Source organism: Uliginosibacterium sp. H1, from assembly GCF_036017065.1.
Classification (GTDB): Bacteria; Pseudomonadota; Gammaproteobacteria; order Burkholderiales; family Rhodocyclaceae; genus Uliginosibacterium.
Window position 1 is genome coordinate 1464280 of the sequence record NZ_JAYXHR010000002.1, and the last position, 13686, is coordinate 1477965.

9 protein-coding genes and 3 tRNA genes are annotated in these 13686 nt (G+C 62.6%); all 12 read left to right on the top strand.

From position 1 onward, the window contains the following. Positions 1 to 45: 45 nt before the first annotated feature. The 12 genes from VVD47_RS16325 to rpoC all read left to right on the top strand — a co-directional run bounded on the left by VVD47_RS16325 (position 46) and on the right by rpoC (position 13516). Positions 46 to 119: transfer RNA gene (locus tag VVD47_RS16325), tRNA-Gly, on the top strand. A gap of 25 nt (positions 120 to 144) precedes the next feature. After that, positions 145 to 219 (top strand) — tRNA-Thr (locus VVD47_RS16330). Between the two features lie 56 nt (positions 220 to 275). Beyond that, positions 276 to 1466 (top strand): elongation factor Tu, encoded by a 1191-nt coding sequence (gene tuf / locus VVD47_RS16335; RefSeq protein WP_327604549.1) that lies wholly within the window; start codon positions 276 to 278, stop codon positions 1464 to 1466. A 72-nt stretch (positions 1467 to 1538) separates the two neighbouring features. Further along, a tRNA-Trp gene (locus VVD47_RS16340) sits at positions 1539 to 1614 on the top strand. A 26-nt stretch (positions 1615 to 1640) separates the two neighbouring features. Then, the gene (secE, locus tag VVD47_RS16345; protein WP_327604550.1) at positions 1641 to 1988 is read left to right on the top strand and encodes a preprotein translocase subunit SecE; all 348 of its coding nucleotides are present in this window, start codon (positions 1641 to 1643) and stop codon (positions 1986 to 1988) included. After that, positions 1988 to 2521, top strand: coding sequence for a transcription termination/antitermination protein NusG (nusG, locus tag VVD47_RS16350; protein WP_327604551.1), 534 nt, complete (start codon positions 1988 to 1990; stop codon positions 2519 to 2521). Before secE ends, nusG begins: the two co-directional genes overlap by 1 nt. Before the next feature lie 141 nt (positions 2522 to 2662). Beyond that, positions 2663 to 3094, top strand: coding sequence for a 50S ribosomal protein L11 (gene rplK / locus VVD47_RS16355; protein ID WP_327604552.1), 432 nt, complete (start codon positions 2663 to 2665; stop codon positions 3092 to 3094). A gap of 2 nt (positions 3095 to 3096) precedes the next feature. Continuing rightward, complete coding sequence (gene rplA / locus VVD47_RS16360; RefSeq protein ID WP_327604553.1) at positions 3097 to 3801, top strand: 50S ribosomal protein L1; 705 nt, start codon at positions 3097 to 3099, stop codon at positions 3799 to 3801. A 229-nt stretch (positions 3802 to 4030) separates the two neighbouring features. Then, the gene (rplJ, locus tag VVD47_RS16365; RefSeq protein WP_327604554.1) at positions 4031 to 4540 is read left to right on the top strand and encodes a 50S ribosomal protein L10; all 510 of its coding nucleotides are present in this window, start codon (positions 4031 to 4033) and stop codon (positions 4538 to 4540) included. Between the two features lie 50 nt (positions 4541 to 4590). Beyond that, positions 4591 to 4965 carry a 50S ribosomal protein L7/L12 gene (gene rplL, locus VVD47_RS16370; protein WP_327604555.1) on the top strand — a complete coding sequence of 125 codons (375 nt, stop codon included), beginning with the start codon at positions 4591 to 4593 and terminating at the stop codon, positions 4963 to 4965. Positions 4966 to 5135: 170 nt separating this feature from the next. After that, a complete protein-coding gene (rpoB, locus tag VVD47_RS16375; RefSeq protein WP_327604556.1) occupies positions 5136 to 9272 on the top strand; it encodes a DNA-directed RNA polymerase subunit beta in 4137 nt (1378 codons plus the stop codon). Positions 9273 to 9304: 32 nt separating this feature from the next. Beyond that, a complete protein-coding gene (rpoC, locus tag VVD47_RS16380) occupies positions 9305 to 13516 on the top strand; it encodes a DNA-directed RNA polymerase subunit beta' (RefSeq protein ID WP_327604557.1) in 4212 nt (1403 codons plus the stop codon). Positions 13517 to 13686: the final 170 nt, after the last annotated feature.

Sequence of the window (13686 nt, forward strand, 5' to 3'; positions counted from 1 at the left end):
AAAGTTTGTTGCGGGTTGTTGGTGTTGTGCGGCGACTCGTCGTTTGCGGGTGTAGCTCAATGGTAGAGCTGAAGCCTTCCAAGCTTAAGACGAGGGTTCGATTCCCTTCACCCGCTCCAGGTTTTGAGCAGTTGTAGTTTTGACGCCCATGTAGCTCAGTGGCAGAGCACTCCCTTGGTAAGGGAGAGGTCGCGTGTTCGATCCACGCCATGGGCACCATTAACAATCTGATGTAGTTCCGGGTGATTGCACCGGCTTGAATTGAGGCGAGAGAAATGGCCAAGGAAAAGTTTGAGCGGACGAAACCGCACGTGAATGTGGGCACGATTGGTCACGTTGACCACGGCAAGACGACGCTGACGGCTGCGATCACCACGGTGCTGGCCTCCAAGTTCGGTGGCTCGGCCAAGGCGTACGACCAGATCGACGCAGCGCCGGAAGAAAAGGCCCGCGGCATCACCATCAACACCGCGCACGTCGAATACGAGACGGCCAACCGCCACTACGCGCACGTTGACTGCCCGGGCCACGCCGACTACGTCAAGAACATGATCACCGGTGCCGCCCAGATGGACGGCGCCATTCTGGTGTGCTCGGCCGCCGACGGCCCCATGCCCCAGACCCGCGAGCACATCCTGCTCGCCCGCCAGGTCGGCGTGCCCTACATCATCGTCTTCCTGAACAAGTGCGACATGGTCGACGACGCCGAACTGCTCGAGCTCGTCGAAATGGAAGTGCGCGAACTGCTCAGCAAGTACGACTTCCCGGGTGACGACGTCCCCATCGTCAAGGGCTCCGCCCTCAAGGCGCTGGAAGGCGACAAGGGTGAGCTTGGCGAAGGCGCCATCATGGCCCTGGCCGACGCCCTGGACAGCTACATCCCCACCCCGGAGCGCGCCATCGACCAGCCGTTCCTGATGCCCATCGAAGACGTCTTCTCCATCTCCGGTCGCGGCACCGTCGTGACCGGTCGCGTCGAGCGCGGCATCGTCAAGGTTGGCGAAGAAATCGAAATCGTCGGCATCAAGCCCACCGTCAAGACCATCTGCACCGGCGTCGAAATGTTCCGCAAGCTGCTCGACCAAGGTCAGGCAGGCGACAACGTCGGCGTGCTGCTGCGCGGCACCAAGCGTGAAGAAGTTGAGCGTGGTCAAGTGCTGGCCAAGCCCGGCTCCATCACCCCGCACACCCACTTCTCCGGTGAAGTGTACGTACTGAGCAAGGACGAAGGTGGTCGTCACACCCCGTTCTTCAACAACTACCGTCCGCAGTTCTACTTCCGCACCACCGACGTCACCGGCTCGATCACGCTGCCGGAAGGCACCGAGATGGTGATGCCGGGCGACAACGTGTCGATCGTCGTCAAGCTGATCGCCCCGATCGCCATGGAAGAAGGTCTGCGTTTCGCCATCCGTGAAGGCGGTCGTACCGTCGGCGCCGGCGTCGTCGCAAAGATCATCGAGTAATCGGGTCTTTTCGGCTGCTTCAGTAGTCAAGCGTCCGGGGAGGAATCTCCGGGCGCTTTACAGTCTCTGCGCAGGGGCATAGCTCAATTGGCAGAGCGTCGGTCTCCAAAACCGAAGGTTGGGGGTTCGAGACCCTCTGCCCCTGCCACTTTATTCGTATAGGCCCACCACAACATGGTCGATAAGCTCAAGTTGGTGCTCGCAGCGCTGCTGGTTGCTGCTGGCGTGGCGGGTTTTTACCTGCTGTCCGAGCAGGCGCTGGTCGTGCGCATTCTCAGCGTGCTGGCTGGTCTGGCCGCGGGCGGTTTCGTCGCCTACCTTACCGACAGTGGTCGCAACTTCGCTGCGTTCGCCGGTGAGGCGGTCACCGAGGCCAAGAAGGTCGTCTGGCCCAGTCGCAAGGAGACCCTGCAGACGACCGGTATCGTGTTCGCCTTCGTGGTGGTCATGGCGCTGATCCTGTGGGCCTTCGATTCGCTGTCCGGCTGGGTGGTGTACGACCTGATCCTGGGGTGGAAGTGATGAGCAAGCGCTGGTACGTCGTCCATGCCTATTCCGGCTTCGAGAAGTCGGTGCAGCGTGCGCTGGTCGATCGCGTTGCCCGGTCGGGTCTGCAGGATCTGTTCGGTCAGATCCTAGTGCCGGTCGAGGAAGTCGTCGAGATGAAGTCTGGCCAGAAGAGCGTGACTGAGCGGAAGTTCTTCCCCGGTTACGTGCTGGTCGAAATGGACATGAACGACGAGTCCTGGCACTTGGTGAAGAGCACGCCCAAGGTGACCGGTTTCGTCGGCGGTACGGCCAACAAGCCGACGCCCATCACGCAGAAGGAAGTGGACGCCATCCTGCACCAGATGCAGGAGGGGGTCGAAAAGCCGAAGCCCAAGGTGCTGTTCGAAGTGGGCGAACTGGTGCGCGTCAAGGAAGGTCCGTTCACGGACTTCAATGGCAGCGTCGAGAGCGTCAACTACGAAAAGAGCCGCCTGCACGTGTCGGTGACCATCTTCGGTCGCGCTACGCCGGTGGAGCTGGAGTTCGGTCAGGTCGAGAAGGCCTGAGGGCGCGCTGTCGTCCATTTGAGGTTTTTGCCGGGTTGGGGCGTTGCGCCGACCCGGCTGTTGCATTCCGGAATGATCCGGATCGAGGAGCGTCGCGAGCCTGGTGCGAGGACGCGCTATCACTCACTTTAAGGAGCCATCATGGCCAAGAAAATCGTCGGCTACGTCAAGCTGCAAGTGCCGGCGGGCAAGGCTAACCCCTCGCCCCCGATCGGTCCCGCTCTCGGTCAGCGCGGCCTGAACATCATGGAATTCTGCAAGGCCTTCAATGCCCAGACCCAAGGTCTGGAGCCGGGCCTGCCGATTCCTGTCGTGATCACCGCCTTCGCGGACAAGTCCTTCACCTTCGTGATGAAGACCCCGCCGGCCACCGTGCTGATCAAGAAGGCCGCCGGTATCCAGAAGGGTTCCGCCAAGCCGCACACCGACAAGGTCGGCAAGATCACCAAGGCCCAGTGCGAAGAAATCGCCAAGGCCAAGATGAAGGACCTGACGGCTGCCGACCTGGACGCCGCCGCCCGCACCATCGCCGGCTCTGCCCGCAGCATGGGCATCACCGTGGAGGGCCTGTAATCATGGCTAAGCTGTCCAAGCGTGTGCAGGCGCTGCGCGCCAAGATCGACCGCAACAAGAACTACGCCGCTACCGAAGCGCTGGCGCTGGTGAAGGAACTGGCCACCGCCAAGTTCGACGAGTCCATCGACGTGGCCGTGAATCTGGGCGTGGATGCCAAGAAGTCCGACCAGGTGGTGCGTGGTTCCGTGGTGCTGCCGGCCGGTACCGGCAAGACCGTGCGCGTTGCCGTGTTCGCCCAGGGTCCGAAGGCTGAAGAAGCCAAGGCCGCTGGCGCCGACGTCGTCGGTTTCGACGATCTGGCCGAGCAGGTGAAGGCTGGCAACATCGACTTCGATCTGTGTATCGCCACCCCGGACGCCATGCGCGTCGTCGGTGCGCTGGGCCAGATCCTCGGTCCGCGTGGCCTGATGCCGAACCCGAAGGTCGGCACCGTGACCATGGACGTGACCACTGCCGTGAAGAACGCCAAGGCGGGTCAGGTGCAGTACCGCACCGACAAGGCCGGCATCGTGCACGCCACGATCGGTCGCGCTTCGTTCTCGGTCGATTCCCTGCAGCAGAACCTGACGGCGCTCGTCGATGCGCTGGTGAAGGCCCGTCCGGCCGCCGCCAAGGGTGTGTATCTGCGCAAGGTGGCGCTGTCCTCCACCATGGGTGGTGGCGTGCGCGTCGAACCGACCAGCGTGCAGCAGCAACAAGCGTAAGAACTTTGGGCCCGCTCCGCCGGTTCTCCGGTGGGGCGGGGTTGTCAAAGACCGCAGGTGTTTCGACTTAATCAAGGGGCATGCAGCACCGTCCCGAAGCCTGCGCAGATGGCGTTACCCGAAAACAGGTTTGTATCACCAGCGGGCTTGCCCGATGGATTCCTGAATTTGAGGTCGCCGTGGTTGGGCGCCGGGATTTCCCGGTTCCCGTTAAGGTAAGGAGCTGACCTTGAGTCTCAATATTGAAGACAAGAAGGCCGTCGTGGCCGAGGTGTCAGCACAGGTAGCAAACGCCCAGACGATCGTGGTGGCCGAGTATCACGGCATCGAGGTCGGTGATCTCACCGTCCTGCGTGCCAAGGCCCGCGAGCAAGGCGTTTACCTCCGTGTGCTGAAGAACACCCTGGCCCGTCGTGCGGTAGCCGATACCTCGTTCGCTAGCCTTGCCGAGCACATGTCCGGTCCGCTGATCTACTCGATCGGCACGGACGCTGTTGCCCCGGCCAAGGTGTTGAACGACTTCGCCAAGACCAACGAAAAGCTGGTGCTGAAGGCTGGTAGCTACAGCGGCAAGGTGCTGGACAAGGCAGGCGTGCAAGCGCTGGCCTCCGTTCCGACCAAGGAAGTGCTGCTGGCGCAACTGCTTGGCCTCATGCAGGCGCCCATCTCCGGCCTGGCCCGCGGTATCGCGGCCGTGGCTGCGCAGAAGAGCGAGCCTGCCGAGCCCGTGGCCGCCTGATCAGACGTCACTTTTCAAACGTAATTCATCTACAAGTTTAGGAATCCAAAATGGCATTCGATAAAGACGCATTCCTGGCCGCGCTGGACAGCATGACCGTTCTCGAACTGAACGATCTGGTCAAGGCCATCGAAGAGAAGTTTGGCGTGTCCGCTGCAGCCATGGCTGCCCCGGCCGCTGGTGGTGGTGGCGCTGCCGCTGCTGTTGAAGAGAAGACCGATTTCACCGTCGTCCTGACTGCTGCCGGCGACAAGAAGGTAGAAGTCATCAAGGTGGTGCGTGCTGCTACCGGCCTGGGCCTGAAGGAAGCCAAGGACCTGGTGGACGGCGCTCCGAAGCCCGTCAAGGAAGCGATTCCGAAGGCGGACGCAGAAGCGCTCAAGAAGCAACTGGAAGACGCTGGCGCCAAGGTCGAAATCAAGTAATCGACTTTGTAGCCCTCAGGGTTGGCGGCTTTGGCCGCCAGCCCTTTTGTGTTTTGTAAGACGAAGAAGCATTGCTGTCCCTCCAAGCCTGTCCCGAGGACATAACCGAGTGCTGCAACCGCAGCCCTGGCGTTCTGTCCTTCTGACGTCGGACTCTGACCGGAGCATCTATGGCGTACTCCTACACGGAAAAGAAACGTATCCGCAAAAGTTTCGCGAAGCGGGCATCGGTACTGAACGTACCGTTCCTGCTGGCAACTCAGCTGGAGTCATACACGAACTTCCTCCAGGCCCATGTGCCGCCCAACGCGCGCAGGAACGAAGGCCTCCAGGCCGCGTTCACCTCGATCTTCCCGATCAGCTCGCACTCGGGCAACGCACGCCTGGAGTTCGTGCATTTCATGCTGGGCGAGCCGGCCTTCGACGTGAAGGAGTGTCAACAACGCGGCCTGACCTTCGCGTCGCCGCTGCGTGCCCGCGTGCGCCTGGTCATCATGGACAAGGAAGCACCGAAGGAAACCATCAAGGAAGTGAAGGAGCAGGAAGTCTACATGGGCGAAATCCCGCTCATGACGACCACGGGCTCCTTCGTCATCAATGGCACCGAGCGTGTCATCGTGTCCCAGCTGCACCGTTCGCCGGGCGTGTTCTTCGAGCACGACCGCGGCAAGACGCACAGCTCGGGCAAGCTGCTGTTCTCCGCCCGCATCATTCCTTACCGTGGTTCCTGGCTGGACTTCGAGTTCGATCCGAAGGACTTCCTGTTCTTCCGGGTCGACCGTCGTCGCAAGATGCCGGTGACGATCCTGCTCAAGGCCATCGGCATGAGCCACGAAGAAATCCTGGCGATGTTCCACGATTTCGACACCTTCGAGTTCGCCGGTGAAGACATCCGCTTCGAAGTGCTGCCGGATCGCCTGCGTGGCGAACTGTCGCGCTTCGACATCGTCGATGCCAAGGGCAATGTGATCATCGCCAAGGACAAGCGCATCAACGCCAAGCATGTGCGTGACGTGGTCGCTGCCGGCATCAAGTCGGTCGTCGTGCCGGAGGACTTCGTGGTCGGTCGCGTGCTGGCCACCAATGTCGTGGACGGCGAGACCGGCGAACTGGTCGCGCGCGCCAACGACGAGATCACCGAGGACCTGCTGGTCAAGCTGCAGAAGGCCGGTGTCAAGAGCGTCAAGACGCTGTACCTGAACGACCTGGATCGCGGCGCCTACATCTCGTCCACCCTGCGCTCGGACGAAACCGCCGACCAGTGGCAGGCACGCGTTGCCATCTACCGCATGATGCGTCCGGGCGAGCCGCCTACCGAAGACGCTGTCGAGTCGCTGTTCGGTTCGCTGTTCTACAACGAAGACCGCTACGACCTGTCGGCCGTGGGCCGCATGAAGTTCAACCGCCGCGCCTACCCGGAAAAGTACGACGAGAAGTCGCCGGAGTGGTTCAAGCGCTTCCAGGAACGTGTCGGCTCGCGTGACGAGCTGGGTGCCGGCGTGCTGTCCAACGAGGACATCCTGGCCGTGATCGGCATCCTGGTCGAGCTGCGCAACGGTCGCGGCGAGATCGACGACATCGATCACCTGGGCAACCGTCGCGTTCGTTCGGTGGGTGAGCTGGCCGAGAACCAGTTCCGTGCCGGTCTGGTGCGTGTCGAGCGCGCCGTCAAGGAACGTCTCGGCCAGGCCGAGAGCGACAACCTGATGCCGCACGACCTGATCAACGCCAAGCCGATCTCGGCCGCCATCAAGGAGTTCTTCGGTTCCTCGCAGCTGTCGCAGTTCATGGACCAGACCAACCCGCTGTCGGAGATCACGCACAAGCGTCGCGTCTCGGCCCTGGGCCCGGGCGGTCTGACGCGCGAGCGCGCCGGCTTCGAAGTGCGCGACGTGCACCCGACCCACTACGGCCGCGTGTGCCCGATCGAAACGCCGGAAGGTCCGAACATCGGCCTGATCAACTCGCTGGCCGTGTACGGCACGACCAACCGCTACGGCTTCCTCGAGACGCCGTACCGCAAGGTCATCGACAGCAAGGTCACCGACCAGATCGACTTCCTGTCGGCCATCGAAGAAGGCCAGTACGTGATCGCCCAGGCGAACGCGCAAGTGGGTGGCAAGGGCGAGCTGGAAGGCGATCTCGTGTCGGCCCGCTACAAGGGTGAATTCACCCTGGTGAGCGCCGAGCAGGTGCAATACATGGACGTGTCGCCGGCGCAGATCGTGTCGGTTGCCGCCTCGCTGATCCCGTTCCTCGAGCACGACGACGCGAACCGCGCGCTGATGGGCGCCAACATGCAACGTCAGGCCGTGCCCTGCCTGCGCCCGGAAAAGCCGCTGGTCGGTACCGGCATCGAGCGTACCGTGGCGGTCGACTCGGGTACCGCCGTGCAGGCCCTGCGTGGCGGCGTGGTGGACTACATCGACGCCAATCGCGTGGTGATCCGTGTGAACGACGATGAGACGGTGCCGGGTGAAGTCGGCGTCGATATCTACAACCTCATCAAGTACACGCGCTCCAACCAGAACACCAACATCAACCAGCGCCCGATCGTCCGCATCGGTGATCGCCTGGCCAAGGGCGACGTCGTCGCCGACGGCGCCTCGACCGACCTCGGCGAACTGGCGCTGGGCCAGAACATGCTGGTCGCGTTCATGCCGTGGAACGGCTACAACTTCGAAGACTCGATCCTGATCTCCGAACGCGTGGTGGCCGACGACCGCTTCACCTCGATCCACATCGAGGAACTGACGGTGGTCGCCCGCGACACCAAGCTGGGACCGGAAGAAATCACCCGCGACATCGCCTCGCTGGGCGAAGCGCAACTCGGCCGTCTGGATGAAGCCGGCATCGTCTACATCGGCGCTGAAGTCGACGCCGGCGACGTGTTGGTCGGCAAGGTGACGCCCAAGGGCGAAACCCAGCTCACGCCGGAAGAGAAGCTGCTGCGCGCCATCTTCGGCGAGAAGGCTTCCGACGTGAAGGACACCTCGCTGCGCGTGCCCTCGGGCATGAACGGCACCGTCATCGACGTGCAGGTGTTCACCCGCGAAGGCATCGAGCGCGACAAGCGGGCCCAGTCGATCATCGACGACATGCTGAAGGGCTTCCGCCAGGATCTGGGCGACCAGATGCGCATCGTGGAACGCGATGCCTTCGAGCGTATCGAGCGCCTGATCATCGGTCAGGTGGCCAACGGCGGTCCGAAGCGTCTGGCCAAGGGCACCAAGATCACCAAGGAATACCTGGCCGATCTGGAACAGCAGTACAACTGGTTCGACATCCGTCTGGCCGATGACGCCGTCGCCCAGCAACTGGAGCAGCTGCGCGAAGGCCTGGAGAAGACCCGCAAGGACTTCGACATCGCTTTCGAAGCGAAGAAGAAGAAGCTGACCCAGGGCGACGAACTGCCGCCGGGCGTGCAGAAGATGGTCAAGGTCTACCTGGCCGTGAAGCGTCGCCTGCAGCCGGGTGACAAGATGGCCGGCCGCCACGGTAACAAGGGTGTGGTGTCCAAGATCGTTCCGGTCGAGGACATGCCGTACATGGACGACGGCCAACCGGTCGACATCGTGCTGAACCCGCTGGGCGTGCCGTCACGGATGAACATCGGCCAGATCCTGGAAACCCACCTGGGCTGGGCGGCCAAGGGCATCGGCAAGCGTTTCGACGAAATGCTGCGCAAGCAGGCCAATGCCAAGGAAGTCCGCGAACTGCTGGACCAGGTCTACAACGGCCATGGCAAGAACGAGGACATCAAGGGCCTGAAGGACAACGAGGTCATCGAGCTGGCGCAGAACCTGACCAAGGGTGTGCCGTTCGCGACCCCGGTGTTCGACGGTGCGACCGAAGAGGAAATCGAGGCCATGCTGAAGCTGGCCGGCATGGACGTCGGCGGGCAGGTCACGCTGTACGACGGCCGTACCGGCGAAGCCTTCGAACGCCAGGTCACGGTCGGCTACAAGCACGTGCTGAAACTGCACCACTTGGTCGACGACAAGATGCACGCCCGTTCGACCGGTCCGTACTCGCTGGTCACGCAGCAGCCGCTGGGTGGTAAGGCGCAGTTCGGTGGTCAGCGTTTCGGTGAAATGGAAGTGTGGGCACTGGAAGCCTACGGCGCGGCCTACACGCTGCAGGAAATGCTGACGGTGAAGTCGGACGACGTCACCGGTCGTACCAAGGTCTACGAAAACATCGTCAAGGGCGAGCACAAGATCGATGCCGGCATGCCGGAATCCTTCAACGTGCTGGTGAAGGAAATCCGCTCCCTGGCGATCGACATCGACCTCGACCGTTACTGATCCACGTTCGCGAATCCTGATTGGAGTGATACATGAAGAGCTTGCTCGCTGACCTGTTCAAACAGAGCCTGCCGAACGAGGAAGAGTTCGACGCCATTACCATCGGCCTCGCTTCGCCCGAGAAGATCCGTTCGTGGTCTTACGGCGAAGTGAAGAAGCCGGAGACCATCAACTACCGCACCTTCAAGCCGGAGCGCGATGGCCTGTTCTGCGCCAAGATCTTCGGCCCGGTGAAGGACTACGAGTGCTTGTGCGGCAAGTACAAGCGCCTGAAGCACCGTGGCGTCATCTGCGAGAAGTGCGGCGTCGAAGTCACGCTGTCCAAGGTGCGTCGCGAGCGCATGGGCCACATCGAGCTGGCCTCGGTGGTCGCGCACATCTGGTTCCTGAAGTCGCTGCCGTCGCGTCTGGGCATGGTGCTCGACATGACGCTGCGCGACATCGAGCGCGTGCTTTACTTCGAAGCATTCGTCGTGGTGGAGCCGGGCATGACCCCGCTGCAACGCGGCCAGCTGCTGACCGAAGACGACTACCTGGCCAAGGTGGAAGAGTTCGGTGACGAGTTCACCGCGCTGATGGGCGCCGAGGGCATTCGTGGCCTGCTGCGTGGCATCAACCTGCCGACCGAGATCGAGCGTCTGCGCTCCGAGCTGGAAACCACCGGCTCCGAAGCCAAGATCAAGAAGATCGTCAAGCGCCTGAAGGTGCTGGAAGCCTTCACCCAGTCCGGCATCAAGCCCGACTGGATGATCATGGAAGTGCTGCCGGTGCTGCCGCCGGACCTGCGTCCGCTGGTGCCGCTGGATGGTGGCCGTTTCGCCACGTCCGACCTGAACGACCTGTATCGCCGCGTCATCAACCGTAACAACCGTCTGAAGCGCCTGCTGGAGCTGAAGGCCCCTGAGATCATCGTGCGCAACGAAAAGCGCATGCTGCAGGAAGCCGTCGACTCGCTGCTGGACAACGGTCGTCGCGGCAAGGCCATGACCGGTGCCAACAAGCGTCCGCTGAAGTCGCTGGCCGACATGATCAAGGGTAAGGGCGGTCGTTTCCGTCAGAACCTGCTGGGCAAGCGCGTCGACTACTCCGGCCGTTCCGTGATCACCGTGGGTCCGCAGCTCAAGCTGCACCAGTGCGGCCTGCCCAAGCTGATGGCGCTGGAGCTGTTCAAGCCCTTCGTGTTCAACAAGCTCGAACTGATGGGCCTGGCGACCACGATCAAGCAAGCCAAGAAGGTCGTCGAATCGCAAGAGCCGGTGGTGTGGGACATCCTCGAAGAGGTGATCCGCGAGCACCCGGTGCTGCTGAACCGCGCGCCGACGCTGCACCGCCTGGGCATCCAGGCCTTCGAGCCGACGCTGATCGAAGGCAAGGCCATCCAGCTGCATCCGCTGGTCTGCGCCGCGTTCAACGCCGACTTCGACGGTGACCAGATGGCCGTCCACGTGCCGCTGTCGCTGGAAGCACAGATGGAAGCCCGCACGCTGATGCTGTCTTCCAACAACGTGCTGTCGCCCGCCAACGGCGAGCCGATCATCGTCCCGTCGCAGGACGTGGTGCTGGGTTTGTACTACGCGACCCGTGCCGGCGTGAATGCGCAGGGCGAAGGCATGCTGTTCACGGACGTCAGCGAGATCAAGCGCGCCTACGAATCCAAGCAACTGTCGCTGCACGCCAAGGTGTCGGTGCGTATCCGTGAAGTCGAGGTGAAGAACGGCCAGAAGGTCGAGAAGATCACCCGCTATCACACCACCGCCGGCCGCGCGTTGCTGTCCGAGATCCTGCCCCCGGGCCTGCCGTTCTCGACCATCGACAAGGCGCTCAAGAAGAAGGAAATCTCGCGTCTCATCAACGTTTCCTTCCGCCGCTGCGGCATCCGCGACACGGTGATCTTCGCCGACAAGCTGATGCAGTTCGGCTTCAGCCTCGCGACCCGCGCCGGCATCTCGATCGCCGTCAAGGACATGCTGGTGCCGACCACCAAGGACAGCATCATCGGTGCGTCCGAGGCCGAGGTGAAGGAAATCGCCCAGCAATACGCCTCCGGTCTGGTGACCGAGGGCGAGCGCTACAACAAGGTCGTGGATATCTGGGGCCGCACCGGTGACCAGGTGGCCCGCGCGATGATGGACCAGCTCGGCCAGCAGGATGTGGTCGACCGCGAAGGCAAGAAGGGCAAGCAGGAGTCCTTCAACTCCATCTACATGATGGCCGACTCCGGCGCCCGCGGTTCCGCCGCGCAGATCCGTCAGCTCGCCGGCATGCGCGGCCTGATGGCCAAGCCGGACGGCTCGATCATCGAAACGCCCATCACCACGAACTTCCGTGAAGGCCTGAACGTTCTGCAGTACTTCATCTCCACCCACGGCGCCCGTAAGGGTCTGGCGGATACGGCGCTGAAGACCGCGAACTCCGGTTACCTGACCCGTCGTCTGGTCGATGTGACGCAGGATCTGGTCGTGACCGAGGACGATTGCGGCACCACCAACGGTTTCGCCATGAAGGCGCTGATCGAAGGCGGTGAAGTGGTCGAGCCGCTGCGCGAGCGCATCCTCGGTCGCGTCGCGATCGACGACGTCGTGAATCCGGAAACCCAGGAAAGCGTGATCTTCTCGGGCGATCTGCTCGACGAAGCCGCCTGCGACCTGATCGACTCCCTCGGCGTCGACGAAGTGCGCGTGCGCACCCCGCTGACCTGCGACACCCGCTATGGCCTGTGCGGCAAGTGCTACGGCCGCGACCTCGGCCGCGGCATGCTGGTGAACGCCGGCGAAGCGGTGGGCGTCATCGCCGCCCAGTCGATCGGCGAGCCCGGCACGCAGCTGACCATGCGTACCTTCCACGTCGGTGGCGCGGCTTCGCGTTCGGCGCTGGCCAGCTCGGTGGAAGCCAAGTCGTCCGGCACCATGCGTTTCGCCGGCAACATGCGTTACGTCACCAATGCCAAGGGCGAGAAGGTGGTCATCTCCCGTTCCGCCGAAGTGGTGGTGGCGGATGACATGGGCCGCGAGCGTGAGCGTCACAAGATCCCGTACGGCGCGACCATGATCGGCGACGACGGCGCCCCGGTGAAGGCCGGCGCCCAGCTCGCCGCGTGGGATCCGCACACCCGTCCGATCATCACGGAGTACGCCGGTATCATCAAGTTCGAGAACGTCGAAGAAGGTGCGACCGTCGCCAAGCAGATCGACGAAGTGACCGGTCTGTCGACCCTGGTCGTCATCGATGCCAAGCGTCGTGCCGGTTCGTCCGCCTCCAAGGGCGTGCGTCCGCAGGTGAAGCTGATCAACGAGGCTGGCGAGGAAGTAAAGATCGCCGGTACCGATCACGCCGTGACCATCGCCTTCCAGGTCGGCTCGCTGATCACCGTGAAGGACGGCCAGCAGATCTCCGTGGGTGACGTGCTCGCACGTATCCCGCAGGAATCGGTCAAGACCCGCGACATTACCGGCGGTCTGCCGCGCGTGGCCGAACTGTTCGAAGCGCGTGCGCCGAAGGATGCCGGCGTGCTGGCAGAAGTCACCGGCACGACCTCGTTCGGTAAGGACACCAAGGGCAAGCAACGTCTCGTGATCACCGAGCCGGACGGCACGGCACACGAGTTCCTGATCCCGAAGGACAAGCACGTGATGGTGCACGATGGTCAGGTCGTCCAGCGTGGCGAACTGATCGTCGACGGTCCGGCCGATCCGCACGACATCCTGCGTCTGCAGGGCGTCGAAGCGCTGGCCCGCTACATCATCGACGAAGTGCAGGACGTGTATCGTCTGCAGGGTGTGAAGATCAACGACAAGCACATCGAGGTGATCGTTCGCCAGATGCTGCGTCGCGTGGTCGTCAGCGATCCGGGCGAAACCAAGTTCATCCGCGAAGAGCAGGTGGAGCGCTCCGAGCTGCTGGACGAGAACGACCGTGTCATTGCCGACGGCAAGCAGCCGGCCACTTTCGAATACCTGTTGCTGGGTATCACGAAGGCCTCGCTGTCGACCGATTCGTTCATCTCGGCGGCGTCCTTCCAGGAAACCACCCGCGTGCTCACCGAGGCTGCCATCATGGGCAAGCGCGACGAGCTGCGTGGCCTGAAGGAAAACGTCATCGTCGGCCGTCTCATCCCGGCCGGTACCGGTCTTGCCTATCACCGCACCCGTCGTGCCCAGACTCTGGGTCTGGATCTGGGGGGCGCGATCAGCGAGCCGGTGAGTGAAGAAGTGGCGGAAGCGTCCGACGCGGGTAGCGCAGGTTGACGGCTGGTCAAGCCAGCCTATATACTCCCGGGTCTTAAAAAGGGCCGACCAATCGTAGTCGGTCCTGTTGATTAATCCGCGTGCCGGCCTGCCGGCGCGCACAAGAAAAAGATTTTGCGATATGCCAACTATCAACCAATTGGTTCGCAAGCCTCGTCAGATGGAAGTGA